Raw genomic sequence first — 25,673 nt, forward strand, 5'->3', positions numbered from 1 at the left:
AGCAACCCGATTGGGCTATGAACCGGGGATGGACCCGCGCGTCGATCCCCGGTTTTCCGATCTGCTCGCCCGCCTTTACAGCGGGATCGACGCCGAACGGCCGTGGGAACGGTTTCTCGAAGCGCTGACCGGCTGGCTGGGTTCCGCCTTTGCTACGCTGATCATCACTTCGCCGGGGCGCGCCCAGCCGGGCACTTTCGTAACCCCCGGCGCCGACCCGCGGTTCAGCGCGTTCTACATCGAAAGCCATTTCGCCAGCGACCCGTTCAAGGGCCTGCCCGAAGGGCGCGTCACCAGCTTCGGCGAATTCCTGGCGGGGCAGGATCAGCAACGCTTTGCCGCCTACCGCGAATACCTCGCGCTGACCGGGGGCGAACAGGTGCTGGGGGTCGACCTGCGCTTTGCCGGGCAGTTCGAAGCGCGCTTTCGCACCACCCGCACCCCCGACATGCCCGAATTCACTCCGGATGACCGCGCGCGGTTCCAGGAACTGGTCCCGCACCTGCGCACCGCCGTATCGCTGTTCGAAAAGCTGCAATTCGCCGGCGGCCAGCACAGCCTGCTGCGCAGCGCCACCGATGGCCTTGGCCTGGCGCTGCTGGTGCTGGACCGGCAATGCCGGCTGGTCAGCAGCAATGCACTGGCCGAACGGATCCTGACCGAAGGCGAAGGGCTGCGCCGCGCCGGGGGCGAAGTGCGGTTCGACAGCGCCATGCTGCGCCGGAAAGTGGAAGGACTGCTGCAATCCGGCCAGGCGGCGGACGGGGTTACCCGGTTCCGCATCCCCCGGCCCGAGCACGGCGACCTGGTGGCGACCGCCCGGGCGATCGACCTGCCTGCGATCCATTCCGGAACCGGCGCGCTGGCGCTGTTCCTGGCCCGGCCGGGCGATGAACTGGTGCTGGAACCCGAAACGATCCGCGAATTGCTGGGCGTGACCCCGGCCGAGGCCCGGCTGTGCTCGGTCCTCGCCCAGGGGCATTCGCTGGTCGAGGCCGCGCGCGAGCTGGGCATTGCCCACAACACGGCCAAGGCCCAGCTGCGCTCGATCTTTGCCAAGACGCAGGTTCACCGCCAGGCACAGCTGGTGAACCTGCTTGGCGCCCTGAGCGGTTAGGCCGCCAGTTCGAACTCGCTCATCACCGGCTGCTTCATCGCTTCGGCAAAGGCTTCGTAGGACCACGGCCAGCTGGCCGGCACGCCCTCGCCGTCCAGATACCAGCTCTGGCAGCCGGAGCCGAAGATCGTGGTCTTGGCCGCGGCGATGCGGCGCTCTTCATAGTCCTCGAACGCTTCGGCGCGGGGCTGCACGCTGCGGGCACGCCCGGCGCGCAATTCGTCCAGCAGGTGTTCGATGTAGTTCCACTGCTGCTCGGCAATGTCGATCAGCGAGAAGTTGCCGACCGGCCCGGTCGGGCCGTTGAGCATGAACAGGTTGGGGAAGCCGGGCATCGTCATGGCATAGTGTGCGCGCGGGCGCACCGCCCAGAAATCGTCGAGGCACACCCCGCCCGCACCCTTGACCACGGCGGGCCGGATGAAGCGGTCGGCGCGGAAGCCGGTGGCCAGCACCAGCGTGTCGAGTTCATGCAGGGTGCCGTCCTTCATCCGCACGCCAGTGGGTTCGATCCGCTCGATCCCGCCGGTTTCGACGAAGATCGAGGGTTGCTGGACCTTGTCGTAATAGTTCCACGAATAGATCAGCCGCTTGCACGCCGCGCGGTAGTTGGGGCGCAGCTTTTCCTTCAGTTCCGGATCGCGGACCGAGTTTTCGAGGTTCTGCAGGCAGGCATCCTCGATCTGCTGCATCAGCGGGCCGTCGATGTCGGTGATCGCATCGGTGAAGCGCTTGATCGCGCCCAGGTATTCATCGTTGTAGCGGATCGCGTCCATCAGCGCCGGATCCTTGCGGAACGCCTCGCGGTCGGCATCGGTATAGTCGAACTGCGGCACCGGCATGACCCACTGCGGCGAACGCTGGAAGTGGACCAGCTTTTCCACCCGGTCAGCCAGCGCGGTGACGATCTGGATGCCGGTCGAACCGCAACCGATCAGGCCGACGCGGGCGCCGTCGATCGGGGCGCTGTCGTCCCAGCGGGCGGTGTGGAACGCCGGGCCCTTGAACGTGTCCAGCCCCGCGATGTCGGGCAGCTTGGGGTGGTGCAGCACGCCCGAGGCGGCGATCACCACATCGGCTTCCACGCTGCTGCCATTGCCGAACGTCAGCGTCCAGGTGGCGGTGGCATCGTTGTAGATCGCCGAGGTCACTTCATGGCCGAAGCGGATCATCGGCGTGATGCCGTACTTGTCGGCGACATATTCGAAATAGGTCTGGATCTGCGCGCCGGTCGAATAATAGGCGTCCCAGTCCGGATAGGGTTCGAACGAATAGGTATAGGCGTGGGCCGGCACGTCGCAGGTCAGCCCCGGATAGCGGTTTTCGCGCCAGGTGCCGCCCAGCTTGTCGGCCTTTTCATAGATCGTGAACTGTTCGCCGCGTTCCTTCAGCTTGATCCCGGCCAGGATGCCGGCCATCCCCGCGCCGATGATCGCGTAACGCAGTTTGCGTGCTTCGCCCATTGTTCAGTTCCCTCTGCCAAAAATGCTTCGTTGAGCATGGAACTGACACAGCCAAAAACGCCCGCCATCACCCGAAAGGGTTATGGCCTTCGCGCCGCGCTGTGGCACCTCTTGGGCCAAGCAAGACTGGGAGAAAACGATGGGCAAGGAATTTCCGGACGGCGCCTGCATGGTGTTCGGCGGCAGCGGCGGGATCGGCCAGGGCGTGGCGCTGGAATTCGGCAAGGCGGGCAGCGACGTGGCGGTGTGCTACCGCTCGAAGCAGGACGTGGCTGAACGCACCGCCGAGGCGATCCGCGCGGCCGGGGCCAGGGCCTCGATCCACCAGGTCGACGTGCGCGACCGCGCCTCGCTCGACGCCTGCATCGCAGCGGCGGCAGCGGAACATGGCCGGATCCACTCGATGGTCTGGGGCGCCGGGCCGCTGGTTGGCCAGACGCCGCTGGCCGAATGGACCGAGGAGGCGTTCCGCAACGCGATGGAAACCGAAGCCTTCGGGTTCTACAACGCGGCGCGCGCGCTGATCCCGCACATGCGGGCGAACGGCGGCGGCAGCTTCGTCCACCTGGGTTCTGCCGGGCATGACTGGTATCCCAAGCTTGACGGCCTGTCGGTGGTGCCCAAGGCCGCCAACGAGGCGCTGATCAAGGGCATCGCCAAGGAAGAAGGCGAGCATAACATCCGCGCCAATTCGGTGCTGGTCGGCGTGATCGATGCGGGCATGTTCCACGAATTGTCCGAACAGGGCGTGTTCGGGGATGAATGGATCGCCGAAACCCACAAGCTGCTGTGCCTGCGCCGCTGGGGCCAGCCGGAAGACATTGGCGCGGCGGCGGTGTTCTTCGCCTCGAACCGGGCCAGCTACGTTACCGGGCAGACCATTTCGGTATCGGGCGGCTTCGGTGTCTGACAGCCTTGCCCCGGCGCCGCTGACGCTGGAAGCGGCGCTGGACCGGATGGCGCTGGAACGGCTGGTCGTGACCTATTGCCACGCGATCGACCGGCGCGACCTGGCGCTGGTGCGCAGCCTGTACCACGACGATGCGGTGGACGATCACGGCGCGATGTTCTGCGGCTCGCCCGACGAATATGTCGCCTGGTTGCCGGCGATGCTGGCCAACTGGCAGGCTACGCGCCATGCGGTTGGCAACATGCTGTTCCTGATCGAGGGGGACACCGCCAATGGCGAAATCCCGACCACGGCCTGGCACCGCACGGCGGACGGCACGCGCGATCTGATCGCCAATGGGCGCTATCTTGACCAATATGCCAGGCGCGGCGGCGTGTGGAAGTTCCTGCGCCGCAGCCTGGTGCTCGACTGGATGGAGGAGCGCGCGGTGGCGCCCTCCCCCGGCGGCGAGGTGGACGACGGGGTCGAGCTTGGCCGCGCCGGGCCGGACGATCCGGTCTATGCCCGCCTGCCGCTGTTCGGCGCGGACCGGCTTACGCGGGCATAAGCCCGCCGCCGTTGACGTGAAACACCTGCCCGTTGATCCACGTCCCGTCGTTTGACAGCAGCATGGCGACCACCCCGGCAATATCCTCGGCGCTGCCAACGCGGGTGCTGGGTGTGCGCGTCAGGAAAGCGGAGATCAGCTGATCGGGCACCTGCCCCCCGGCGATCATTTCCGGGGTCATCACGAAGCCCGGCGCCACGCAGTTGGCGCGCACCCCTTCGCGCCCCCAGCGGCTGGCAACATGGCGCATCAGCGCGTTCAGCCCGCTTTTCGACATGGCATAGCTGGGCCGCTGCGGCTCGGCCGAATGACTCGCCCCGGAACTGGTATAGACCACCGCCCCGCCGCCCCGCGCGAGCAAGTGCGGCAGCGCGGCGCGGGTGCACAGCAGGTGGCCGCGCAGGTTCACGTCCATGGTCCGGTCGAACACAGCGAGGTCCAGCGACAGCGCATCGCTATCGGCAAAGATCGTGCGCAGGTCGGCGGCGTTGACGTGGATCCCGTCCAGCCCGCCCAGCCAGTCCACGGCCTGGGCAATGGCGGCATTCACCGACGCTTCGTCGGCAATGTCGATCGCCAGCGCCATGGCCGCCGCGCCCAGTTCTGCCGCCACGGCCTGCGCCGCAGCCAGATTGATGTCGGCCAGCACCACCCGCGCGCCTTCGCCCACCAGCCGCCGCGCCGTGGCCGCGCCGATCCCGGTGCCCGCGCCGACAATCATCAGCGCCTTGCCGCGCAGCCGTTCTTCCATGATCCTGCTCCCATGCTAGGCGCGCAGCCTAGCGCGCGGGGAGGCAGCGGCAAGAACCTAACCGGACAAGTGTTGCGACAGGTCGCCCGGCATGTCGAACAGGCTGTAATCGCGGCTGGCAAAGCGCCACTCCCCGTCCACCCGCGCGAAGGTATCGAGATAGCGTCCGGCGGCGATTACCTGCAGCGGCAGCGTCTCGGTCTGTTGCAGCACGGTGTAGCACGACCGGCAGGTGGCGGTGCCGGCCGCCTCGTCCACTTCGATGATCGGGTTGGTCACCACATGGCGAGTGCGCGGAGTGCCGCAGGGGTGAAGCACCACCCGCCTGCGCCAGCTTGCCAGCAGTGCGGCGCTGTCCAATTCCTCGCCCCCGCGCATCTTGATGCGGGCGTGCCCGAACAGCGCGGCGGCGCCGGCCAGGTCGCCCGCATCGATCATTTCGGCATAGCGATAAAGCAGGTTGGTAATGGCGAACTGGGCGATCATGCGGACCTCGTCGGGGTTCTTGGCACGAAGTGTGCCGAACGGCAGGACTGGCCGATTGCGGCGGCCCGGACAAGGGCATAGTCAGGCATGACCGATCGGCGCAAGGGAGAGGGACAATAGCGCGCATGACCCCTGAGCAGCGTGTGCTCTATTCCGGTTCGCAGCGGCTGTTGCCGGTGCTGGACCGGCTGGCCCCGGCGCGTGCCGCCGGGTTCGATGCCGTATCGCTGTGGCCCAGCGATGTGCGCGATGCCGACCTGGCAGAGGTGCGCGATGCCGTCGCCGCCGCCGGTCTTGTCGTCAGCGAAATCGAGGTGCTGTGCTGCTGGCTGCCCGGCCAGGCCGATGCCCCGCCATCGCAGTGGGACATGCTCAAATGGCAGACGCCCGAACGGATGCTGCCGATGGCGCAGGCGCTGGGCGCGCATACCATTTCCGCCGCCGAACTGTTCGGCCTGCCCTTCGACGGCCCGGCCATGGCCGCCTCTTTTGCCGAGCTGTGCCGCCGCGCGGCGGATCACGGCCTGCGGGTCGCGCTGGAATTCGTGCCGAGCGGCGGGATCTTCGGCCTCGCCGAAGCCTGGGAAGTGGTGCAGCGCGCCGATGCGCCCAACGGCGGGCTGATGGTCGACAGCAGCCATTTCCAAACCAGCGGCTCCTCGCTCGACCTGCTGGCGAGCATTCCGGGCGAGCGGATCTACAGCGTGCAACTGGCTGACGTGCCGGCCGATGCCGATGCGCAGATGGTCAACAAGATGCAGGACCGCCTGATGCCGGGCAGCGGCGTGATCGACTTTGCCGCCTTCATGGCCGCGCTGTCCGCCACCGGCACCACGGCCCCGACGGGCATCGAGATGTTTTCCGCCGCGCTGGATGCGCTGCCCCCCGCCCAGGCCGCGCTGGAATGCGCCCAGGCGCTTGATTACTGCCTTTCGCAAGGAACCCCGAAATGACCAGCAACCGCTATCCCCACCTCCTCTCGCCCGGCAAGATCGGGACGATGGACCTCAAGAACCGCATCGCCGTTACCGCGATGGGGGTCAGCCTGTCGGAAGACGATGGCACCTGCGGCGATCAGATCATCGCCTATCACGAGGAACAGGCCAAGGGCGGGGTCGGGCTGATCATCTGCGGTGTCGCCGGGGTGGGCTGGCCGGTCGGCGCGGTGGCGCTGGGGCAGACCGCGATTTCGGATGACAAGTTCATCCACGGGCTGAAGCGCCTGACCGACGCTGTCCACAAGCACGGCGCGAAGATCGCCACCCAGCTGCACTTCGGCGGGCTGATCGCGGGCTATTCATTCCAGCGCTGGGGCCATCCGCTGTGGGCGCCCGGCTATCCCCCGGTGCCCAAGCAGAACATCTCCGAATTCTTCACCATGGACGAGCTGGCCGGCATGGCCGGGTTCAAGATGCCCGAGATCAAGGTGCTGGAGCAGGCCGACATCGACCAGCTGGTCGACATGTTTGCCCAGGGCGCGCGCCGTGCCAAGGAAGCCGGGTTCGACGGGATCGAGATTCACGCCGGCCATGGCTACATCCTGTCCAGCTTCATTTCCCCCTACACCAACCAGCGCACCGACCAGTACGGCGGCAGCCGCGAAAACCGCATGCGCCTGCCGCTGGAAGTGATCGCCGGCATCCGCAAGGCGGTCGGCCCGGACTATCCGGTGTGGATCAAGCTCGACGGCAAGGAAGTCGGCAAGCCCGGCGGCATCCAGGTCGAGGACGCGATCGAACACGCCAAGATGGTCGAGGCGGCGGGCGTCGATGCGATCACCATCACCTCGTACCACGATACGGGCATTGGCAAGCTCCATTCGCAATCGAATATCCCGCACCTGGAAAGCTGGAACCTGCCCGAAACCGCGCGGATCAAGGCGGCGGTCAAGATCCCGGTGATCGGTTCGGGCCGGATCGAGGCCGAAGTGGGCGATGCCACCATCGGCAAGGGCGAGGCCGACTTCATCGCCATGGGCCGCAAGCTGCTGGCCGATCCGCACCTGCCCAACAAGCTGCAAATGGGCATGCCGGACAAGGTCCGCCCCTGCGTCTACTGCTACACCTGCGTCAGCGCGATCTACAACGGCCAGGCGGCGCGCTGCGCGGTCAATCCGGAGCTGAGCTTCGAATTCAAGGCCCCCGCCCTGCCCGCCACCAAGGCCAGGCACGTTGCCGTGATCGGCGGCGGCCCCGGCGGCATGGAAAGCGCGCGGCGCCTCTCGGCGCTGGGCCACAAGGTCACGCTGATCGAAAAGAGCGACCGGCTGGGCGGCACGCTGCGCTTTGCCAGCCTGGCCTATGAACCGAACGAGCGCCTGCTAAACTGGCTGCGCCAGGAAGTCGAGGAAGCCGACGTGACCGTGCGTCTGTCGACCGAGGCGACGCCGGACCTGCTCCGCTCGCTGGGCGTCGATGAAGTGATCGTCGCCACCGGCGCGATCCGCGGCATGCCCGAAATTCCCGGCGGCGACCTGCCGCACGTGTTCTCGGGCGATGACATGCGCCGGATGATGCTGGGCGAAAGCAGCGAGGAACTGAAGCGCAAGACCGGCCTGTTCACCCGGATCGCGACCAAGGTCGGCGCGGCCACCGGGGCGACCGCCAACCTCGCGCTGGTGCGCAAGGCGACCCACACCTGGATGCCGCTGGGCGACAACATCGCGATCATCGGCGGCGAGCTAGTCGGCATCGAACTGGCCGAATTCCTGACCGAGCGCGGCCGCCGGGTCAACGTGATCGAGGAAGCCCCGCGCCTCGGCAAGGGGCTGACGCTGGTGCGGCGCATGCGCATCCTCTCGGAACTGGCCGAACACGGCGTCGGCCTGCACGGCGGAGCCAGCAACATCGCGATCCAGGCCGGCACGGTGACCTTCACCGACAGCGCCGGGAACAAGCAGACCGTCGCCGCCGACAATGTGATCGTTGCCAAGGGCGCGGAAGGTGACCTGACGCTGGCTGACAGCCTCAAGGCGGCGGGCTTCACCGTCCACGCCATCGGCGATGCGACCGGGGTCGGTTACATCGAAGGGGCGATGCACGGCGCGCTGGCGGCGGTAAAGGCGGTGGCGGGCACCGCGGCGTGAGCCTTGAGCTGCTGCTGGCCGAGCGCGAGATCGCGCGCGCCCTCACCCGGATCGCCCGGGCAATGGACGCGCGCGACTGGCCCGGCCTGCTGGCGGAACTGACCGAAGATGCGACGGGCGAGCTGGGCACCGGCCCGCTCGCCTCACCGGCAGCGATCGTCGCGCTGATCCGGCGCTATCTCGACCCCTGCGGGCAGACCCAGCACTTGCTGGGCAACTTGCTGGTCGAAGTGGACGGCGATCAGGCCACAAGCCGCTGCTATGTCAGCGACACGCACCTTGGCGCGGCGGGCAAGGAACACATCACTTTCGTCACGCTGGGGGATTACCACGACCAGTGGCGGCGCGTGGACGGCGCGTGGAAGCTGTGCCACCGGACCAAGCTGAACCGGGGCCACGTCGGCAGTTTCGATGTGTTCGCGCCCTGACGGGCAGCGGTTCAGCGGGCGAGGAACCCGCCGTCGACCGCCAGCGGATGGCCGGTGATGAAGCTGGCCATGTCGGACGCCAGGAACACCACGGCGTTCGCCACTTCATCGGCCTGGCCCAGCCGGTTCATCGGGTGCATCGCGGCCATGAAGCGGCGCGCTTCCTCGCCCTGGGCGTCGATCTGGGTCATCGGCGTTTCGATCGCGCCGGGGCAGATGCAGTTCACCCGGATGCCCTGCTCGGCATAGGCCATCGCGGCAGACCGGGTCAGCCCGATCACCGCGTGCTTGCTGGCGGCATAGCCCGCGCCGGTAATCCCGGTCTGGCCCGCCACGGACGAGGTGTTGATGATCGACCCGCTGCCAGCCCGCGCCATGTGGCGCAGTTCGGCCCGCATCGACAGCAGCATGCCGCGCTGGTTGATCGCCACTTCGCGGTCATAGGGCTCGGTATCGCCCCATTCGCTGCCCATGCGTTGCAGCGAAACCCCGGCATTGTTGAAGCCGATGTCGATCCGCCCCCAACGCGCGACCAGATCGTCCACCGCCGCGTTGACGGCGGCCTCGTCGGTCACGTCCAGCACCGCGCCATAGGCTTCGCCGCCCGCAGCAGTGATGGCCGCGACGACACTGGCCGGATCGGCCCGATCCGCCACGGCGACCCGCGCTCCTTCCCGCGCAAAGGCCAGCGCGGTGGCTGCGCCGATCCCGCTGGCCCCGCCGGTCACGAATGCGGTCTTGCCTGCCAGAAGTGCCATGCGGGAGTTCCTTGTGCGGTTCAGCCGCGCAGCTCGGTCTTCAGCACCTTGCCGCTGGCGTTGCGGGGGAGGTCCGTGACGAAGGCGACGCTGCGCGGGACCTTGTAGTTGGCCATGTTTTCGCGGCTCCAGGCGATCAGTTCCGCCCCGGTCGCGCTGGCGCCGGGGCGCAGGACGACATAGGCCTTGCCGACCTCGCCCATGCGTTCGTCCGGCACGCCGACCACGGCGACCATCGCGATCGCCGGGTGGACCGAGAGCAGCTTTTCGACCTCGGCCGGATAGACGTTGAAGCCCCCCGAAATGTAGAGGTCCTTCTTGCGGTCGGTGATGCGGACATAGCCGTTTTCGTCCATCGTCCCGACATCGCCGGTGTGGAGCCAGCCATCCGCGTCGATCGCTTCGGCGGTGGCTTCGGGATCGTCGAGATAGCCCAGCATCACCCCCTGCCCGCGCACCAGGATCTCGCCGGTTGCGCCGCGCGGCACTTCATGGCCGTGCTCGTCGGCCACGATCACTTCATTGCCGGGGATCGCCGCGCCGCAAGTCTGGGCGATGACGTCCGCCGGGTCGCCGGGGCGGCACGACGTGATGTTGACGCATTCGGTCATGCCATAGGCGGTGATGATGTCCTTCATCCCCAGATCGTCGCGGATGCGCTCGACCAGCACCGGCGGCACGGTCGCCGCCCCGGTGGTGCCGCCGCGCAAGCTGGACATGTCGATCGACCGCTTGTCCTGTTCGGCCAGGATCATCTGGAACACGGTGGGCGGGCCGGGGAAGAACGTGATCTTCAGCCGCTCGATCAGCGTGATCGCCTCGGCCACATCAAACTGCGCCATCGGCACGGCGACCGCGCCCGACAGCAGGCAGGCCACCCAGCCAACCTTCATCCCGAACGAATGGAAGAACGGATTGGCGATCAGGTAGCGATCGCCAAAGCGCAGACCGGTGTTGCCGATCCACACCCCGCACTGCGGCAGGACGCGGCCATGGGTCATCAGCACGCCCTTGGGGCTGCCGGTGGTGCCGCTGGTAAACAGGATGTCGCTGATCGTTTCGGCGTCGATTTGGGCGAGCGCAGCATCCACCGCCGCGTCATCCGCGCCCTTGCCGCTGGCCAGGAAGCCATCGAACCCGGTGTCGAGCATGATGGTTTCGCGCAGGTCCGGCAGGTCCTCGTCCGCCAGCAAGGCCTGGTAGTCGATCCCCAGGAAATCGGTGACGGTGAACAGCAGCCGCGCATGGGTACGGCGCAGGATGTCCCCTGCCTCGCGCCCTTTCAGCCGGGTGTTGAGCGTGACCACCGCCGCGCCCAGGCTCATCGCCCCGACCGCCGCGACGATCCATTCGCGCCGGTTGGGCGCCCAGATCGCCACGCGGTCGCCCGCCCCCACCCCGCGCGCCAGCAGCGCCGATGCGGCGGCGCGGCTGTGTTGCCACAGCTCGGCAAAGGTCCAGGTCACCTCGCCCTCGATCACGGCGGGGGCATCGGGCCAGGTCCGGGCGGCAGCCTCCGCCGCGTGCGGGATGGTCAGCGGCAGCGGATCAAGCATCAGGCAACCTCGAACAGACCCGCCGCGCCCATGCCGCCGGCGACGCACATCGACACGACGACATATTTCACGCCGCGGCGCTTGCCTTCGATCAGCGCGTGGCCGACCAGGCGGCTGCCGGTCATGCCGAAGGGATGGCCCAGCGCGATCCCGCCGCCGTTGACGTTCAGCTTGTCGGGATCGATCCCCAGCTTGCGCTGGCAATAGATCGCCTGGCTGGCGAAGGCTTCGTTGATTTCGAACAGGCCGATGTCGTCGATGGTCAGCCCGGCGCGCTTGAGCAGCTTGGGGATCGCAAAGACCGGGCCGATGCCCATTTCATCGGGCTCGCAGCCCGCGACCTGGAAGCCGCGATAGAGCCCCAGCACCGGCAGGCCTTCCTTCTGCGCCGTCGCCAGGTCCATCACCACCTGCGCCGAGGCGCCGTCAGACAGCTGCGAGGCATTGCCGGCAGTGATGTGGCGTCCTTCCTTGATGACCATGCCGTCCTTGAACACCGGGCGCAGGCCCGACAGCCCTTCGGCCGTGGTGTCGCCGCGCACGCCTTCGTCGGCGGTCAGGGTCACGCTTTCGCGGCCCGTTTCGTTGCCTTCCTTGTCCTTGAGCGACTTTTCGACGGTGATCGGCACGATTTCGGCATCGTACCGGCCGGCCGCCTGGGCCGCCCCGGCGCGCTGCTGGCTGAGCGCGGAAAAGGCGTCCTGGTCCTCGCGGCTGATGCCATAGCGTTCGGCGACCACTTCGGCGGTCTCGATCATCGCCATGTAGGCATAGGGATCGGCCGCGATCACCGCCTGCGAACGGTTGCGCCAGGCGGGCGCATACTTGTTCAGCGTCATCGAGATCGATTCCGCCCCGCCAGCCACGGCCACGTCGATTTCGTCGCACATGATCGAGCGCGCGGCGAGCGCGATGGCGTTGAGGCCCGAGGAGCACTTGCGGTCGAGCGTGAAGCCGGCCGTGGTGTTCGGCAGCTTCGAGGTGTGGACCGTCAGGCGGCCAAGGTTGTAGCTCTGCGTGTTCCAGTGGTTGCCGCAGCCCAGGTACACGTCGTCGACGCGGGCCGGGTCGATCCCCGCACGCTCCAGCGCGGCATCGACCACGTGGGCCGAAAGCACCGGCGCCTCGGTATCGTTGAACGCCCCGCGATAGGCCTTGCCGATGCCGGTCCGGGCGGTGGAGATGATGGCGGCTTCACGCATGGTCTGATCTTTCCCTCAACCCTTGGCAATCATGTTGCCCGGACCAAAAAAGGCCCGCATTTCCCGAACCTTGCCGTCCGCATTGAAGGCAAAGGTATCAATCACGTGGATTTCCATGTCCTTGCCGTCGAAGTGCAGCGGAACGTGGAATGCAAAAGCGGCATGGCCATCGGCCACGCGCACCGGACCGTCGAGCACCAGCTTCGCGCCGGTCGCCATCGAGGCCTGATAGAAGGCGCGGATTTCATCGTGCCCGCGCTTGAGGGGGGTGCCGACCGGGTCTTCCACAGTCGCATCCTCGGCAAAGATCGCCACGGCCAGTTCAGGATCGCCCGCGTCGAACGCGGCGACATAGGCATGGACGGCGGCGAGCATCTGTTCGGGGCTGGCCATGGTCATCCTTCCGGGAAATAACGGCTGATCGTGTCGACCACGCAAGCCGGCTTGTCGCTGCCTTCGATCTCGACAGTCACGCGCACGACCGACTGGATCGCGCCCTTGACCTCTTCCACCGAGGCGATCTCGCCCACCCCGCGGATGCGGCTGCCAACCTTGACCGGGCTGAGGAACCGCAGCCGGTCCGCGCCGACATTCACCGCATGGGTAAACCCGCGCACCTCGATCAGGTCGGGCAGGAAGAAGTTGACCAGGCTCATCGTCAGATAGCCGTGGGCGATCGTCCCGCCGAACGGGCCGTCCTTGGCGCGTTCGACATCGACGTGGATCCACTGGTGATCCCCGGTTACCTCGGCAAAGCCGTTGACGCGGTCCTGGTCGATGGCGAGCCACTCGGTCGGGCCGAGCCTGGTCCCTTCCTGGCCGATCAGATCGCGGGGGCTGTCGTAGATCTTCGCCATGGTCAGGCCCGCTGGCTGGAGACCGACAGCACTTCGCCGGTCATGTAGGAGGACAGGTCGGAGGCGAGGAACATCATCACGTTGGCCACTTCCCACACCTCGGCCGGGCGCCCGAAGGCTTCCTTGGCCGAAAGTTCGGCGAGCAGATCGTCTGTGGTCACCTTGGCGAGGAAAGCGTGCATCGCGATCGAGGGGGCAACGGCATTGATCCGCACGCCGTGTTCGGCCGCTTCCACCGCCGAGCAGCGGGTGAAGGCCATGACCCCGGCCTTGGCCGCGGCATAGTGCGCCTGGCCCTTTTGCGCGCGCCAGCCCAGCACCGAGGCGTTGTTGACGATCACGCCGGTCTTGCGTTCATACATCGCGGGCAGGAACGCCCGGCTCATCCGGAACACGGAATTGAGCGTGACGTCGAGCACGCGGAACCATTGGTCGTCGGTCATGTCGACCACGTCGACCTCGCCGCCCAGGCCCGCATTGTTGATCAGCACGTCAACGTGGCCCAGTTCCTTCAGCGCGGCGGCGTGCAGCGCATCGACCTGGTCCTGGCTGGTGACGTCGCAGACCACCGTGGCGGGCCGCGCACAGCCCACTTCGGCCGCGATCCGGTCCGCCGCTTCGCCGAGGCGGCGTTCGTGGAAATCGCTGATCAGCACGGTGGCGCCTTCTTCCGCCGCGCGCTTGGCGGCGGAATAGCCGATGCCGGTGCCGGCGGCGGCGGTGACCACCACGGTCTTGCCCTTGAGCAGGCCGCGGGGTTCAGGATAGGTCGGGATCAGGTTCACAGGTCACCTCGGGGTTCGCGGGGCATGCCAAGGCCGCGCTCGGCAATCAGGTTGCGCTGGATCTGGTTCGTGCCGCCGTAGATCGTGTCCGACCGGCTGAACAGGAACAGGTTGGGCAGCATGTCCCATTCGTACTCGCTGCCTTCCGCCAGTTCAGCGGCCTGGCCCAGCACGTCCATTGCCAGTTCGCCAAGGCCGCGGCGCCAGGTGGCCCACTGGATCTTGTAGGTCAGCGCCGCGCCGTCGATCTTCGAATGGTCGGTGTTCGACAGCATCCGCAGTGCGCCGTAGCGCATCAGCCGCAAGCCCACTTCGGCCTTGGCAATGCGCTGGCGGATCAGCGGGTTGTTGGCCTGGCCATTGGCCTTGGCCGCCGCGATGATCTCGTCGAGCTCATTGCGGAAGGCCATCTGCTGGCCCAGCGTCGAAACCCCGCGTTCGAAGGCGAGCAGGCCCATGGCAATCTGCCAGCCCTGCCCGACCGCGCCGATCATGCTGTCTTCGGGGCAGCGCGCATCGGTGAAGAAGGTTTCGTTGAATTCGGCGTCGCCGTTGATCTGCTTGATGCCCCGGATCTCGATCCCCGGCTGCTTCACGTCCATCATCAGGAACGACAGGCCCTTGGGGCCCTTCGAACCTTCCTCGGTCCGGGTAACAACGAAGATCCAGTCGGAGATGTGCGCCAGGCTGGTCCAGATCTTCTGGCCGTTGACCACCCATTCCCCGTTTTCGAGCCGCCCCTTGGTGCGGACCGAGGCGAGGTCGGACCCGGCGCCGGGTTCGGAAAAACCCTGGCAGAAGATCGTCTGACCCGCCGCGATGCCGGGCAAGAAGCGCTGCTTCTGCTCTTCCGTGCCGAAGGCCAGGATGGTCGGCCCGGCCAGTTCGATGCCGATGTGGTTGACGCGCCCCGGAACGCCCGCCCGGGCATATTCCTCGGCAAAGATCACCTGCTCCGCCAGGGTGGCGTCACGCCCGCCCCATTGGCTGGGCCAGCCGATGCACGACCACTTGTGCGCGGCCAGCTGCTGTTCCCATTCCTTGCGCCGTTCCGCCTTGGCGGTCAGCGTGGTGATGCCCTTGATGTCCTTGAATTCGCCGGCCATCTGGCCCTGCAGCCAGTCGGCGCATTCGGCGCGGAACTCTTCTTCCGCGGCGGAAAAGCCCAGCTTCATGCCGCTGCTCCCAAAATCATCGTTGCAACCTGCTCGCGGTGCCAGTCCCCGGCCCCGAGCATCGACTGGAGCGCGCGCGCACGCTTGAAATAGAGGTGCGCGTCATGTTCCCAGGTAAAGCCGATCCCGCCGTGCAGCTGGATCATGTTGCCCGCGCACATGAAAGCGGTGTCGGCGGCAAAGCTCTTGGCCGAGTGCAGCGCGATGGCCGCTTCGTCCGACTGCTCATCCACCGCGCAGGCCGCCCAGTAAACGGCGCTGCGGGCCTGCTCGATCTCGATCATCATGTCGGCCAGGCGGTGCTTGTAGGCCTGGAACGAACCGATCGGACGGCCGAACTGGACTCGCTCCTTGGCATAGGCGACCGTGCGCTCAAGCGAAGCCTGGGCCACGCCCAGCCCTTCGGCGGCGGCGATCACCCAACCGGCGCGCAGCGCGGCAGCCGCCGCGCCATCGGCCAGTGCTTCACCGGCCACGCCCGCCAGGGTCACGGTGGCCATCGGCCGGGTCTGATCCATGGTGGTATGCGTGGTCACACTGACGCCCGGGGCATCGGCGCGCACCAGCCAGGCGCTGTCGCCGCAGCCCAGCACGAACAGGTCGGCCACGCCGCCATGGGTTACAAACGGCACGCTGCCCGACAGCTTGCCATCGGCCACGGACAGCCCATCGGCGGCCGCGTAAACGCCAATCGCCTCACCGGAAACCAGCTTGCCCAGCCATTCGCCCTGCTGCGCCGCGCTGCCGCCAGCGGCAATCGCCTGCGCGGCCATCGCCTGGCCCAGCAGCGGCAGCGCCGCCACCTGGCTGCCCGCAGCTTCCGCCACGATCGCCAGTTCGACCATGCCCAGGCCCGCCCCGCCCAGGTCTTCGGCAATGCCGATCCCGGCCAGACCCAATTCAGCGCAGAACGCGCTCCACAGGTCACGGTCGATCCCGTCAGCGGCCATCGCCTTGCGGGTGCGTTCGCTGGTGGCGTGTTCGGCAAAGAAACCCTTCACGGTTTCCGCGATCATCGCCTGTTCTTCGGTAAAGACGAAATGCATCAGGCGGTCCCCCACACCTTGCGCGGCGGCACGCGGCTGGCGATCAGCTGTTCAACCGCCGCGCCGACTTCCGCCGGTTCCCACTTGGCGCCCTTGTCCACCACCGGACCTTCGCGCCAGCCATCTTCCAGCATGATCTTGCCGCCTTCGAGTTCGAAGACGCAGCCGGTCACGTCGGCGCTCTGGCTGGAACCCAGCCAGACCACCGTCGGGGCGATGTTCGCCGGGTCCATCACGTCGAACTGCTGGCCTTCGGTCGCCATCTTGTCGGCAAAGGCCTGTTCGGTCATGCGGGTGCGGGCCGAAGGGGCCAGCGCATTGGCCGTGATGCCATAACGCCCCAGTTCCGCCGCCTGGACCAGCGTGAGCGAGGCGATCCCGCCCTTGGCCGTCGAATAGGCAGCCTGCGCGATGCTACCCTGCAGCCCCGCGCCCGACGAGGTGTTGATGATCCGCGCGTCGGGATTTTCACCGCGCTTCTGCTTTTCGCGCCAGTAGTTCACCGCGTGGCGCGCCAGGCAGAAATGTCCGCGCAGGTGGACGTGCATGGTCGCGTCCCATTCTTCCAGCGTGGCGGAGACAAACATCCGGTCGCGCACGATCCCGGCGTTGTTGACCACCACGTGCAGGTCGCCAAAGGCATCGAGCGCGCACTGGACGATCCGCCCGGCGGCGTCCCAATCGGTGATGTCCTCGTAATTGGCCACGGCGTTGCCGCCCGCAGCCTTGATTTCCTCGACCACGCCGTCAGCGGCGCTGGTGTCACGCCCTTCGCCGTTCAGCGAGGTGCCGATATCGTTGACCACCACGTTCGCGCCTTCGGCGGCAAAGGCCAGGGCATAGGCCCGGCCCAGGCCGCGCGCGGCCCCGGTGATGATGACGGTGCGTCCTTCGCAGATACCCATTACAGCCTCTCGATAATCGTGACGTTGGCCTGCCCGCCGCCTTCGCACATGGTCTGCAGACCATAGCGACCGCCGGTGCGTTCAAGCGCGTTGAGCATGGTGGTCATCAGCCGCGCGCCAGTTGCGCCCAGCGGGTGGCCCAGCGCGATCGCGCCGCCATGGATGTTGACCTTTTCGTGCGGAATGCCGAGCTCCTTCATCCACGCCATCGGCACCGAGGCGAAAGCCTCGTTGCATTCGAACAGGTCGATGTCGGCCACGGTCATGCCCGCCTTCTTCAGGGCATATTCGGTCGCCGGGATTGGCGCGGTCAGCATCCACACCGGATCATCGGCGCGAACCGAAATGTGGTGGACGCGGGCGCGGGGCTTCAGGTTGTGTTCCTTCACCGCGCGTTCGCTCGCCACCAGCATGGCGGCGGCGCCGTCGCAGTTCTGGCTGGAAATCCCGGCAGTGATGATCCCTCCTTCCTGCACCGTGCGCAGGCCCGCCAGGCCTTCGAGCGAGGTCGTCGGGCGGACGGTTTCGTCCGCGGCCAGTTCGGCCATCGGCGCCACTTCATTGGCGAACCAGCCATTGTCCAGCGCCGCCTGGGCGCGCTGGTGGCTGGCCACGGCGAAGGCTTCCATTTCGGCGCGGGTCAGGCCCCACTTGGCCGCGATCATTTCCGCCGAATTGATCTGGTTGAGGATGCCGTCGCCATAGCGCGCGACCCAGCCGGGCGAAGTGTTGAACGGGTTGGAGAAGCCATAGGGTTCCGCCGCGAGCATCGCCGCCGAGATCGGAATGGCATTCATCGCCTGGCTGCCGCCGGCGACGACCAGGTCCTGCGTCCCGCTCATCACGCCCTGCGCGGCAAAATGCAGCGCCTGCTGGCTGGAACCGCACTGGCGGTCGATCGTGGTGCCGGGCACGTGCTGCGGCATGCCCGCCACCAGCCAGACGGTGCGGCCGATGTCGCCCGCCTGCGGGCCAATGGTGTCGCAGCAGCCCCAGACCACATCGTCGACCAGGTTGGCGTCGATCCCGGTACGCTCGATCAGTGCCTTGATCGGATGGGCCCCCAGGTCCGCCGGGTGAACCTGGGCAAGGCTGCCCTTCTTGCGCCCGATCGGGGTGCGGACAGCGTCGATAATATAGGCTTCGGCCATGTGTTTCCTCACGCGAAAGTGTGTTCGGGACCGATCGGCAGGGTGCCACCCAGCACCGCGTCATCGACCCGCTTGAGATGAAAGGCCCGGTCGCCCCAGGCGCCGCACAGCGCCCAGCTGCGCTTCATCCAGAAGTGCAGGTCGACCTCGTAGGTATAGCCCATGGCCCCGTGGACCTGGATCGCGGTTTCGGCGGTCAGCATCGCCGCGTCGCTCGCCGCAACCTTGGCGTGGCTGACGTGGACGGACGCGCTGTCCAGCCCATCCTCCAGCGCCTGCGCAGCGCGCCAGACCACCGGCTTGGCGAACTCGATCGCGACCGAGCAGCTCGCCAGCTGGTGCTTCAGCCCCTGGAACGCGCCGACCGGCTGACCGAACTGGGTGCGGATCTTGGCGTATTCGACTGCCTGGTGCAGCATCGCATCGGCCAGGCCGACCAGCTGCGCCGCGCTCATCAGCGCGCCAAGGTTGAGCAGGTGCGGATCATCGGTGGTATCGCCTGCTGCCGCCAGGTTGCGCAGCGGATCGACGCTGGTCAGCGCCGCACCGGCCCCATCGGCCTCCCACGGATTGATCGCATGGGGTACGGGCACGCGGCGCGTTCCCGCCACCACGTCCTCAAGCCCATCGAGCTTGCCCTGCGCCACCAGCCACGGCACGCCGACAAAGGCAGTGTCGACCAGCGGTTCGGCGAGGCACGCGCGGCCGCATTCGGCAGCGATCAGCGCGGCTTCCGGCAGGCCCATGCCCAGCCCGCCCTGCGCTTCGGGCACGCACAGGCCAGTCAGGCCCATGTCGACCAGGCCCTGCCAGATCGCGGGATCGCGGCTCCCTTGTTCGTCGAGGCGGCGCAGCACTTCGGGTCCGTGCGTCCCGGCCAGGTAATCGCGCACCCCTTCGGCCAGGGTCAGTTGATCGTCGGTGAAACGGAAATCCATCAGCCTGCTCCCACTCGCGGCAGGCCGAGCAGGCGTTCGGCCGTGATGTTGCGCTGAACCTCGTTCGAACCCGCATAGATCGGGCCGGACAGCGAGAAGATATAGCCTTCGAGCCACTGGTTGACCGAGCCATCGGCAAACCGCTTGAGCTCTGCCGCCGCGCCCAGCAGCTGCATCGCGGTGCGGTGCATCGAACGGTCAAGCTCGGACCAGAAGATCTTGTTGAGGCTGGCCTCTGCCCCGATCTTGCCCCCGGCCATGATCTTCGCCGCCACGCCATAGGTGTTGTAGGCATAGGCCTGCGTCGCGCCCCAGGCCTGGACCACGGCTTCGCGCGCGGCGGGCGAGGCCTTGTCGGCATTCTGGCGGTAGAGTTCGACCAGCCGCTTCGCCGTCGCCTGGAAGCGGCCCGGCGAGCGCAGCATGAGGCCGCGTTCAAACCCGGCGGTGGCCATGGCGACATTCCAGCCCTGCCCTTCGCCCGCCAGGCAGTTTTCCACCGGCACGCGCACTTCATCGAAGAACAACTCGGCAAAGCCGGTGTCGCCATGGAGCTGGCGGATCGGGCGGCGGGTAATCCCCGGGCTGTTCATATCGAACAGGATGAAAGTCAGCCCCTTGTGGCGCTTGCTGTCGGGATCGGTGCGGAAGATGCCGAAGCCCCAGTCGGCAAAGGCCGCGCGGCTGGACCAGGTCTTCTGCCCGGTGATGACATAGTGATCGCCGTCGCGCACCGCCTTGGACTGGATCGCGGCCATGTCGCTGCCCGCGCCCGGTTCCGACCAGGCCTGCGCCCAGATCACTTCACCCTTGGCCATCGGGGTCAGGAAGCGCTGCTTCTGCTCCTCGGTGCCGAATTCCATGATCGTCGGACCCAGCAGGAAGATGCCGTTCTGGTTGGCCCGGTTCGGCCCGCCGGCGCGGAAGTATTCTTCCTCGAAGATCAGCCACTGGATCAGGTCCAGCCCGCGCCCGCCATAGGCTTCGGGCCAGGTGACCATGCCCCAGTTGCCGCTGGCGAGCGTGCGTTCCCACTCAACATGCTGGTCATAGCCTTCGCGGCATTCCAGCGTGACGAGCGGTTCCTTGGGCACGTGCGCTTCCATCCAGGCGCGCACTTCGGCCCGGAACGCCTGCTGTTCGGGGGTATATTCCAGCTGCATCAGAACTTCGCTGCCTTGCCGGTTTCGACGAAGGCGTCGCGGCTCTTCTGGCTGTCCTCGTGCATGTACATTTCGAGCGTGAAGCCCTGTTCCCAGCGGTAGCCGCGATCGACGTCGCGCGGCTCAAGCCCGTTGAGGGCTTCCTTGGCGATCACCAGCGCCTTGCGGCTCTTGCTGGCGATCACCGCGCAGAACGCGCGGGCCTCGGCCACCAGCTGGTCACGCGGGACGACCTTTTCGACCGCGCCCAGGCGGTAGGCTTCCTCGGCCGGGATGTTGCCGCCGGTGAAGAAGGCCGCGCGAACCTTGTGCAGGGGCAGCATGCGCGAGAGGTGGCTCGCCCCGCCCATCGCGCCGCGATCAACCTCGGGCAGGCTGAAGAAGGCATCGTCCGCCGCGATGATCGTGTCGGAGGCGCCGCAAATGCCGATCCCGCCGCCGATCACGAACTTGTGCGCGGCGACCACCACCGGCACTTCCGCATCGCGGATCGCCTTGAAGGTAAGGTAATTGCCGCGGTTGAGCACAGTGATGCGTTCTGGGTGAGCCTGCATTTCCTTGATGTCGACCCCGCCGCAGAACCCGCGCGCCTCTTCGGCAGCGCGGATCAGCACACAGTTCACTTCGGGGTTGCTGGCCGCCGCCGTGATGATCGCCGGCAGGCTCATCCAGGTTTCGCTGTCGAACGCGTTGACCGGCGGCACGTCGAAGACGATCTCGGTAATCCGGTCCTTGATTTCAGTCGTAATCGGCATGGGTTCAGTTCCCGGCACACAGCGCGGCAATGCGGGCGCGCGCTTCGGTTTCAATCTGGCTGAGCAGGTCGGCGCAGGTGGGCAGGTCCTTGAGCCGCCCGGCGACCACGCCGGTGGCCATCAGCCCGTGTTCGGCATCTCCGGACACCACCGCGCGCTGGATCATCATCGGCGCGGCGGCGGCCATCATCGCCTGGGCCAGCGGCATTTCGCCGTGCGCGGTCATCCCGCGGGCGGTGGCGATCACCTGGCCCCACGACATGCCGGACTGCTGCTTCATCTCCAGGCCCGCTTCCATCGCGCGCAGCCACATGGCGAGCTTGCCCGAAGCCTCGATCCGCTTGAGCAGCGGGTTGAGGATCATGCGCTGCGGAATGCCATCGACCTTGGTCGAAACCGCGATGTCGCCGGTGCTGGCCTTGACGTAGGCCGCCTTGGGCGCGGCCGGGACCGGGCTTTCCGCCGTCATCAGGAAGCGCGTGCCCATGGCAATGCCAACCGCGCCGCAGGCCAGCGCCGAGGCCAGGCCCCGCCCGTCGCCATAGCCGCCAGCGGCCACCACCGGGACACCCACCGCGTCCAGCACCTGCGGCAGCAGCACCGTGCTCGGCACCGCGCCGGTATGCCCGCCGCCTTCGCCGCCCTGCACGGTGACCATTTCGCAGCCCAGCTGGACCATCTTTTCAGCGTGCTTCACCGCGCCGACCGTGGGGATGCAGAGGATCCCCGCGTCATTGAACCGGCCGATCATCTTGGCATCCGGGCCGCGCCCGAAGCTGACCGCGCTGACCCGGTCCTTGTTGGCCAGGATCAGTTCAACGATTTCCGCAGCACCGGGTTGGAAGCTGTGGAAATTGATGCCGAAATTGTGCGGCGTCAGATCGCGCAGGCGGGCGATTTCCTCACCCGCTTCCTGCGGCGTCATCACCGCGCAGGCAAGGAAGCCGAAGGCCCCGGCATTGCTGGTCGCGGCGACCAGCTCGGGCTTGGCAACCCAGCCCATCGCGGTCTGGATCACCGGCAGCCGGCAGCCGAGCCGTGCGGTCAGCGCAGTGGCAAGCACGTCAGCCATCAGGCTTTGCCGACCTCCGACTTGTTGGCCGAAGCCGCCGACTTGCCGCTGACGCCGCCGATCGAATCCCCGGTGACGAGGTCGTTCTGGGCATGGGCGAAGTGGTGCATGTGATAGACCGCGTCCATCGCGCTGCGCTTGCCGCGCAGTTCCTCGACGTGGTTGATCGACTGCTTGGTCAGCCAGTTGCCCAGGCGGCCCTGTCCGGCCAGCTTGTCAGCCCAGGCCTTGGTCGCATCGCGCAGTTCCTCGCGCGGGACAACCTTGTTGACCATCCCGAAGCTGAACGCGCGCGGCGCGCTCATCCGTTCGCCCAGCAGCAGGAATTCCTTGGCCACACGCGGCGGCAACTCGAACCCGTGGGCGAAGTATTCGACCCCCGGAATGCCCATCAGCGGGTTGACCGGATCCTGGAAGAACGCGTCTTCCGAAGCCACGATCAGGTCGCAAACCCAGGCCAGCATCAGCCCGCCCGCGATGCAGGCGCCCTGCACCATGGCGATGGTGGGCTTCGGAATGTCGCGCCAGCGGCGGCACATGCCGAGATACTGCTCCTGCTCACGCGTGTAGAGCAGTTCAGCCGCCGGCTTGTTGGTGTGCGGCGCGATCATCAGCCGCTTGTCGAATTCGCGGTGCAGGTCGCGGCCCGGGGTGCCGATGTCATGCCCGGCCGAGAAGTGCTTGCCCTCGCCCGCCAGCACGATGCAGCGCACCGCATCGTCCTGCACGGCGCGATTAAACGCATCGTCCAGTGCATAGGTCATCTGCCCGTTCTGGGCATTGTTGAACTGCGGGCGGTTCATCGTGATCCACGCGACGCCGCCGTCCACTTCATAGCGGACCGGCTCGTCGGTTTCGTAGTTGATCTCGACGCTCTTGGGCTGGACGAGGTCGCTCATGCTGCGGCGCTCCCATTTGAATTTGGCCGGGCAGGCGGGTTGTCCTTGATCACGCTGGCGCGGATGCCATGCGGGTCGAGGCTGGCGATGATTGCCAGTTCATCGGCGCCCGGCAGCGCGGTTTCGCCGGCCACCGCGTCGATCAGTTCGAAGCCGGTCGCTTCCTGCACCTGGGCAAAGGTCACGCCGGGGTGGAGCGAGACGACGCGCACCGCGTTGTCCGGCCCGCCGAAGTCCATCACGCACAGGTTGGTGACGATCGTGCGCAGGCTGACGGCGCTGTAATTGCCGCCCTGCACGCGCTTGGCCGGGTTGTAGCCCACGCCCGAGACCATATCGACTTCGCCGGCCACGAACACGCGGGTGGTGTGGCTGGGGAAGAAGAAGCTGTTCGGGTGGTAGATCGTGTTGCCCGGAAAGCCGCGCACGCCCAGCATCTGGGTCTTGGGCTGCTGGTGGGTGCCGCCCAGTTGCGACAGGTTGATCTGGCCGAAACGGTCGATCTGGGTCGGCGTGACCATCGCGTGACGCCGCCCGGTCCACACCGCCGCATCGAAGAACCGGCTGAACGGCAGGTAGCCCGCCGCCTTGCGATCTTCATACTTGCGCGGCCCGATCGGCACCGGCTGTTCGACCAGATAGCATTCGCCGTCGGTCATCATCAACTCGGGGCTGTGGGTCAGCTTGGCGAGGCTGGCGGCCAGGCGCGGCACCGGACCGACGCCGGTGGCGACCACTTCCCCGTTGTTCCGGAAAGCTTCCGAACAGGCGAAAATGCAGAGTTCTGCGAGAGTTACGTCAGTCATCAGAAAATCGGCAGCGGGAGAGCCGCCACCGCCTCCTTTCCGCCAAAGCCAGCAAGGTAATCGGCTTCATTCGCGCCGACGAAACGGTCCGCCACCGCGTTCCAGTCACCCGGATCCTTCGCGGCGTCGGTATAGGCCTTGAAGGCCTTCATGTCCCAGCCATAGGCCGGGGGCATCGAGCTGGGATGGGCGCCGCACGGCATGTGGGTAACGCCCGAAATGAACGCGCGCTCGACGATGTTGTACTGGGCCTGATCGGCGTAATGGTCTTCCATCCTGTCGACCAGTTCCTCGCACGACACGTAGGTCCTGGTGGCCGCGCGGGCGAACCATTCGTCGTAATATACGTCCGGCCCGAACACGTGGACGTTGCCGCGCCAGTCGCTGCGGTTAACGTGCAGCAGCGCCGCATCCAGCTTCAGCGCGGGCATCGCGATCAGCGTTTCGCCATCGGCATAGGGCGACTGCACGGTCTTGAGCCCGCCCAGTTCAGCCAGATCCGTGCCAAGGCCGACCCGGGTCGGCAGGAACGGCAGCTGGAACGCCGCCGCCTTGAGGCCCCACTGGAACATCCCTTCGTCAAGCTCGAGCACTTCGAGCTGACCGGCTTCGCGGGCCTTGCGGAACCACGGTTCCAGCGGGATCGCATCGAGGCTGACGAAAGCGAAGACCAGTTTCTTCACCTTGCCCGCCGCACACAGCATCCCCACGTCCGCGCCGCCATAGGCGACGATCGTGAGGTCCTTGAGGTCCGAGCGCAGGATTTCGCGCACCAGCGCCATCGGCTTGCGCCGCGGGCCCCAGCCACCGATCCCGATGGTCATTCCGTCCGAAAGCTGGCCGACAATCTCGGCCGGGGTCATCCGTTTATCCAGCATGGTCATTCCGCCGCCGCATTCATCTGGGCTTCCTTCATCGCTTTTTGCCAGGCCCATTCGTGGCCCCACTGGCTGATCCCGACATGCTTGGTGACTTCCCAGTTGGCCGGGTCGATCACCAGGCTGTCACAGCCCACTTCCAGGTCGAACCCACCGGGCGTCTGGACATAGAAGCCCACGGTTTCGTCGTTGAAATGCTGGCCGAGCGAGGCGCTTTCGGGATAGCCGTGCGCCTTCATCCGGTCATGCGTCTTGCCCACTTCGAGCAGGCTGGGCAGTTCCACCATCACGTGCACCGCGCCCGAGGGCGGCACCGGGCCTTCGCCCAGCGCGATCGAGTGGTGGCGGCCATTGTCGGCGTGCATGAAGGCAAAGCCCATGCCCGGATCGTCCGGCCCGCCGCCGCCGAAGTAGAAGCGCGGCATGTCGGTCGGGTGGAAACCCACCACGTCCTGATAGAACGCCACGCTTTCATCGAAGTTCGGCACCGAGAACACCGCATGGCCCAGGCCCATGTCGCCGGTGATGAATTCCGGCACGCCCAGCGGCGATACGAACGGCGTGTCGGCCACGCTGTCGCCGTGGTAGAATTCGAGGCCATTGCCCGCCGGATCGCTGGTCTTGAAAAAGGCAGTGACGCCGCGCAGCGCGGCGGCATCGGCGCTGCCCTGTTCCACCGGACGGCCGGCCTTGGCCACCGCTTCAGCCAGCGCGGCCAGCGCGGCGACATCGGCCACTTCATAGCCAGCGGCGGTGAAATGATCGCGCGATCCGCTTTCGATGCGGAAGCGGAACGGCCGCTGGTCGATGCGGAATTGCAGCGCCCCATCGGGCGCATCGGGTGCACGCATCGCGCCCACCACCTGCGTCATGAAGTGATCCCAGCGCGCCGGCTGCGCGCTTTCGACGATTACATAGCCAAGCGCCTTTACGCCCATGG

General features: G+C 66.9%; 27 protein-coding genes. 6 read left to right on the forward strand and 21 right to left on the reverse strand.

Translation table 11 applies throughout. From position 1 onward, the window contains the following. Positions 1-10: 10 nt before the first annotated feature. Positions 11-1,117: a helix-turn-helix transcriptional regulator gene (locus ACE3N9_RS05505; protein ID WP_374281662.1), complete on the forward strand. Its 1,107-nt coding sequence runs from the start codon at positions 11-13 to the stop codon at positions 1,115-1,117. On the opposite strand, the gene ACE3N9_RS05510 is transcribed toward ACE3N9_RS05505, so the two are convergent. Beyond that, the gene (locus tag ACE3N9_RS05510) at positions 1,114-2,580 is read right to left on the reverse strand and encodes a flavin-containing monooxygenase (protein WP_374281664.1); all 1,467 of its coding nucleotides are present in this window, start codon (positions 2,578-2,580) and stop codon (positions 1,114-1,116) included. The two genes, ACE3N9_RS05505 and ACE3N9_RS05510, sit on opposite strands and share 4 nt — an antisense overlap. 139 nt (positions 2,581-2,719) lie before the next feature. On the opposite strand from ACE3N9_RS05510, the gene ACE3N9_RS05515 reads away from it, so the two are divergent. Beyond that, the gene (locus tag ACE3N9_RS05515; protein WP_374281666.1) at positions 2,720-3,490 is read left to right on the forward strand and encodes an SDR family NAD(P)-dependent oxidoreductase; all 771 of its coding nucleotides are present in this window, start codon (positions 2,720-2,722) and stop codon (positions 3,488-3,490) included. Continuing rightward, complete coding sequence (locus tag ACE3N9_RS05520) at positions 3,483-4,037, forward strand: nuclear transport factor 2 family protein (protein ID WP_374281668.1); 555 nt, start codon at positions 3,483-3,485, stop codon at positions 4,035-4,037. The genes ACE3N9_RS05515 and ACE3N9_RS05520 overlap by 8 nt, the downstream gene beginning before the upstream one ends. Here the strand turns inward: ACE3N9_RS05520 and ACE3N9_RS05525 are convergent. Next, positions 4,024-4,788, reverse strand: coding sequence for an SDR family NAD(P)-dependent oxidoreductase (locus ACE3N9_RS05525; RefSeq protein ID WP_374281670.1), 765 nt, complete (start codon positions 4,786-4,788; stop codon positions 4,024-4,026). The genes ACE3N9_RS05520 and ACE3N9_RS05525 overlap by 14 nt on opposite strands. Before the next feature lie 57 nt (positions 4,789-4,845). Continuing rightward, entirely contained in the window at positions 4,846-5,274 is a 429-nt protein-coding gene (locus ACE3N9_RS05530; RefSeq protein WP_374281672.1) for a nuclear transport factor 2 family protein, read from the reverse strand. Between the two features lie 125 nt (positions 5,275-5,399). Between ACE3N9_RS05530 and ACE3N9_RS05535 the strand changes: the two genes are divergently transcribed. Genes ACE3N9_RS05535 through ACE3N9_RS05545 form a run of 3 tightly spaced genes read left to right on the forward strand, consistent with a single transcriptional unit; the run spans position 5,400 to position 8,787 of the window. Next, positions 5,400-6,227: a sugar phosphate isomerase/epimerase family protein gene (locus ACE3N9_RS05535; RefSeq protein WP_374281674.1), complete on the forward strand. Its 828-nt coding sequence runs from the start codon at positions 5,400-5,402 to the stop codon at positions 6,225-6,227. Next, entirely contained in the window at positions 6,224-8,359 is a 2,136-nt protein-coding gene (locus ACE3N9_RS05540) for an FAD-dependent oxidoreductase (RefSeq protein WP_374281676.1), read from the forward strand. Before ACE3N9_RS05535 ends, ACE3N9_RS05540 begins: the two co-directional genes overlap by 4 nt. Then, positions 8,356-8,787 carry a nuclear transport factor 2 family protein gene (locus ACE3N9_RS05545; protein WP_374281678.1) on the forward strand — a complete coding sequence of 144 codons (432 nt, stop codon included), beginning with the start codon at positions 8,356-8,358 and terminating at the stop codon, positions 8,785-8,787. Before ACE3N9_RS05540 ends, ACE3N9_RS05545 begins: the two co-directional genes overlap by 4 nt. An 11-nt stretch (positions 8,788-8,798) precedes the next feature. Here ACE3N9_RS05545 and ACE3N9_RS05550 read toward each other — a convergent pair whose 3' ends face one another. The 18 genes from ACE3N9_RS05550 to ACE3N9_RS05635 are packed head-to-tail and all read right to left on the reverse strand — an operon-like array spanning position 8,799 to position 25,671. Next, positions 8,799-9,545 (reverse strand): SDR family NAD(P)-dependent oxidoreductase, encoded by a 747-nt coding sequence (locus ACE3N9_RS05550; RefSeq protein ID WP_374281680.1) that lies wholly within the window; start codon positions 9,543-9,545, stop codon positions 8,799-8,801. A 20-nt stretch (positions 9,546-9,565) separates the two neighbouring features. Further along, positions 9,566-11,101, reverse strand: coding sequence for a FadD3 family acyl-CoA ligase (locus tag ACE3N9_RS05555; protein ID WP_374281682.1), 1,536 nt, complete (start codon positions 11,099-11,101; stop codon positions 9,566-9,568). Then, complete coding sequence (locus tag ACE3N9_RS05560; protein WP_374281684.1) at positions 11,101-12,303, reverse strand: acetyl-CoA C-acyltransferase; 1,203 nt, start codon at positions 12,301-12,303, stop codon at positions 11,101-11,103. Before ACE3N9_RS05560 ends, ACE3N9_RS05555 begins: the two co-directional genes overlap by 1 nt. A 15-nt stretch (positions 12,304-12,318) precedes the next feature. Next, the gene (locus ACE3N9_RS05565; protein ID WP_374281686.1) at positions 12,319-12,702 is read right to left on the reverse strand and encodes a nuclear transport factor 2 family protein; all 384 of its coding nucleotides are present in this window, start codon (positions 12,700-12,702) and stop codon (positions 12,319-12,321) included. Continuing rightward, positions 12,699-13,160, reverse strand: coding sequence for a MaoC family dehydratase (locus ACE3N9_RS05570; protein WP_374281688.1), 462 nt, complete (start codon positions 13,158-13,160; stop codon positions 12,699-12,701). Before ACE3N9_RS05570 ends, ACE3N9_RS05565 begins: the two co-directional genes overlap by 4 nt. Before the next feature lie 2 nt (positions 13,161-13,162). Next, positions 13,163-13,945: an SDR family oxidoreductase gene (locus tag ACE3N9_RS05575; protein WP_374281690.1), complete on the reverse strand. Its 783-nt coding sequence runs from the start codon at positions 13,943-13,945 to the stop codon at positions 13,163-13,165. After that, the gene (locus ACE3N9_RS05580; RefSeq protein ID WP_374281692.1) at positions 13,942-15,120 is read right to left on the reverse strand and encodes an acyl-CoA dehydrogenase family protein; all 1,179 of its coding nucleotides are present in this window, start codon (positions 15,118-15,120) and stop codon (positions 13,942-13,944) included. Before ACE3N9_RS05580 ends, ACE3N9_RS05575 begins: the two co-directional genes overlap by 4 nt. Next, positions 15,117-16,166 carry an acyl-CoA dehydrogenase family protein gene (locus ACE3N9_RS05585; protein WP_374281694.1) on the reverse strand — a complete coding sequence of 350 codons (1,050 nt, stop codon included), beginning with the start codon at positions 16,164-16,166 and terminating at the stop codon, positions 15,117-15,119. Before ACE3N9_RS05585 ends, ACE3N9_RS05580 begins: the two co-directional genes overlap by 4 nt. Then, entirely contained in the window at positions 16,166-17,071 is a 906-nt protein-coding gene (locus ACE3N9_RS05590) for an SDR family oxidoreductase (protein WP_374281696.1), read from the reverse strand. The genes ACE3N9_RS05585 and ACE3N9_RS05590 overlap by 1 nt, the downstream gene beginning before the upstream one ends. Then, positions 17,071-18,222: an acetyl-CoA C-acetyltransferase gene (locus tag ACE3N9_RS05595; protein ID WP_374281698.1), complete on the reverse strand. Its 1,152-nt coding sequence runs from the start codon at positions 18,220-18,222 to the stop codon at positions 17,071-17,073. Before ACE3N9_RS05595 ends, ACE3N9_RS05590 begins: the two co-directional genes overlap by 1 nt. An 8-nt stretch (positions 18,223-18,230) precedes the next feature. Then, positions 18,231-19,160, reverse strand: a complete 930-nt coding sequence (locus ACE3N9_RS05600) for an acyl-CoA dehydrogenase family protein (protein WP_374281700.1) — start codon at positions 19,158-19,160, stop codon at positions 18,231-18,233. Continuing rightward, positions 19,160-20,323 (reverse strand): acyl-CoA dehydrogenase family protein, encoded by a 1,164-nt coding sequence (locus ACE3N9_RS05605; protein ID WP_374281702.1) that lies wholly within the window; start codon positions 20,321-20,323, stop codon positions 19,160-19,162. Before ACE3N9_RS05605 ends, ACE3N9_RS05600 begins: the two co-directional genes overlap by 1 nt. After that, positions 20,323-21,078 (reverse strand): enoyl-CoA hydratase family protein, encoded by a 756-nt coding sequence (locus tag ACE3N9_RS05610; protein ID WP_374281704.1) that lies wholly within the window; start codon positions 21,076-21,078, stop codon positions 20,323-20,325. Before ACE3N9_RS05610 ends, ACE3N9_RS05605 begins: the two co-directional genes overlap by 1 nt. 4 nt (positions 21,079-21,082) lie before the next feature. Continuing rightward, a complete protein-coding gene (locus ACE3N9_RS05615; protein WP_374281706.1) occupies positions 21,083-22,150 on the reverse strand; it encodes an NAD(P)H-dependent flavin oxidoreductase in 1,068 nt (355 codons plus the stop codon). Beyond that, on the reverse strand, positions 22,150-23,049 hold the full coding sequence (locus tag ACE3N9_RS05620; RefSeq protein WP_374281708.1) for an enoyl-CoA hydratase: 900 nt from the start codon (positions 23,047-23,049) through the stop codon (positions 22,150-22,152). The genes ACE3N9_RS05615 and ACE3N9_RS05620 overlap by 1 nt, the downstream gene beginning before the upstream one ends. Continuing rightward, the gene (locus tag ACE3N9_RS05625; RefSeq protein WP_374281710.1) at positions 23,046-23,855 is read right to left on the reverse strand and encodes a CoA-transferase subunit beta; all 810 of its coding nucleotides are present in this window, start codon (positions 23,853-23,855) and stop codon (positions 23,046-23,048) included. The genes ACE3N9_RS05620 and ACE3N9_RS05625 overlap by 4 nt, the downstream gene beginning before the upstream one ends. Continuing rightward, the gene (locus tag ACE3N9_RS05630) at positions 23,855-24,739 is read right to left on the reverse strand and encodes a CoA transferase subunit A (RefSeq protein ID WP_374281712.1); all 885 of its coding nucleotides are present in this window, start codon (positions 24,737-24,739) and stop codon (positions 23,855-23,857) included. Before ACE3N9_RS05630 ends, ACE3N9_RS05625 begins: the two co-directional genes overlap by 1 nt. Further along, positions 24,736-25,671: a VOC family protein gene (locus tag ACE3N9_RS05635; RefSeq protein ID WP_374281714.1), complete on the reverse strand. Its 936-nt coding sequence runs from the start codon at positions 25,669-25,671 to the stop codon at positions 24,736-24,738. Before ACE3N9_RS05635 ends, ACE3N9_RS05630 begins: the two co-directional genes overlap by 4 nt. Positions 25,672-25,673 lie beyond the last annotated feature (2 nt).

Source organism: Novosphingobium sp. (genome assembly GCF_041905565.1).
Lineage (GTDB): Bacteria > Pseudomonadota > Alphaproteobacteria > Sphingomonadales > Sphingomonadaceae > Novosphingobium.

Coding starts and splice junctions, on each gene's coding strand:
- ACE3N9_RS05510 (WP_374281664.1), bottom strand. CDS start 2,580: ATGGGCGAAGCACGCAAACTGCGTTACGCGATCATCGGCGCGGGGATG.
- ACE3N9_RS05535 (WP_374281674.1), top strand. CDS start 5,400: ATGACCCCTGAGCAGCGTGTGCTCTATTCCGGTTCGCAGCGGCTGTTG.
- ACE3N9_RS05555 (WP_374281682.1), bottom strand. CDS start 11,101: ATGCTTGATCCGCTGCCGCTGACCATCCCGCACGCGGCGGAGGCTGCC.
- ACE3N9_RS05570 (WP_374281688.1), bottom strand. CDS start 13,160: ATGGCGAAGATCTACGACAGCCCCCGCGATCTGATCGGCCAGGAAGGG.
- ACE3N9_RS05590 (WP_374281696.1), bottom strand. CDS start 17,071: ATGGGTATCTGCGAAGGACGCACCGTCATCATCACCGGGGCCGCGCGC.
- ACE3N9_RS05515 (WP_374281666.1), top strand. CDS start 2,720: ATGGGCAAGGAATTTCCGGACGGCGCCTGCATGGTGTTCGGCGGCAGC.
- ACE3N9_RS05615 (WP_374281706.1), bottom strand. CDS start 22,150: ATGGCTGACGTGCTTGCCACTGCGCTGACCGCACGGCTCGGCTGCCGG.
- ACE3N9_RS05530 (WP_374281672.1), bottom strand. CDS start 5,274: ATGATCGCCCAGTTCGCCATTACCAACCTGCTTTATCGCTATGCCGAA.
- ACE3N9_RS05595 (WP_374281698.1), bottom strand. CDS start 18,222: ATGGCCGAAGCCTATATTATCGACGCTGTCCGCACCCCGATCGGGCGC.
- ACE3N9_RS05605 (WP_374281702.1), bottom strand. CDS start 20,323: ATGCAGCTGGAATATACCCCCGAACAGCAGGCGTTCCGGGCCGAAGTG.
- ACE3N9_RS05610 (WP_374281704.1), bottom strand. CDS start 21,078: ATGCCGATTACGACTGAAATCAAGGACCGGATTACCGAGATCGTCTTC.
- ACE3N9_RS05580 (WP_374281692.1), bottom strand. CDS start 15,120: ATGAAGCTGGGCTTTTCCGCCGCGGAAGAAGAGTTCCGCGCCGAATGC.
- ACE3N9_RS05560 (WP_374281684.1), bottom strand. CDS start 12,303: ATGCGTGAAGCCGCCATCATCTCCACCGCCCGGACCGGCATCGGCAAG.
- ACE3N9_RS05585 (WP_374281694.1), bottom strand. CDS start 16,166: ATGCATTTCGTCTTTACCGAAGAACAGGCGATGATCGCGGAAACCGTG.
- ACE3N9_RS05630 (WP_374281712.1), bottom strand. CDS start 24,739: ATGACCATGCTGGATAAACGGATGACCCCGGCCGAGATTGTCGGCCAG.
- ACE3N9_RS05565 (WP_374281686.1), bottom strand. CDS start 12,702: ATGACCATGGCCAGCCCCGAACAGATGCTCGCCGCCGTCCATGCCTAT.
- ACE3N9_RS05525 (WP_374281670.1), bottom strand. CDS start 4,788: ATGGAAGAACGGCTGCGCGGCAAGGCGCTGATGATTGTCGGCGCGGGC.
- ACE3N9_RS05550 (WP_374281680.1), bottom strand. CDS start 9,545: ATGGCACTTCTGGCAGGCAAGACCGCATTCGTGACCGGCGGGGCCAGC.
- ACE3N9_RS05635 (WP_374281714.1), bottom strand. CDS start 25,671: ATGGGCGTAAAGGCGCTTGGCTATGTAATCGTCGAAAGCGCGCAGCCG.
- ACE3N9_RS05540 (WP_374281676.1), top strand. CDS start 6,224: ATGACCAGCAACCGCTATCCCCACCTCCTCTCGCCCGGCAAGATCGGG.
- ACE3N9_RS05620 (WP_374281708.1), bottom strand. CDS start 23,049: ATGAGCGACCTCGTCCAGCCCAAGAGCGTCGAGATCAACTACGAAACC.
- ACE3N9_RS05625 (WP_374281710.1), bottom strand. CDS start 23,855: ATGACTGACGTAACTCTCGCAGAACTCTGCATTTTCGCCTGTTCGGAA.
- ACE3N9_RS05600 (WP_374281700.1), bottom strand. CDS start 19,160: ATGGATTTCCGTTTCACCGACGATCAACTGACCCTGGCCGAAGGGGTG.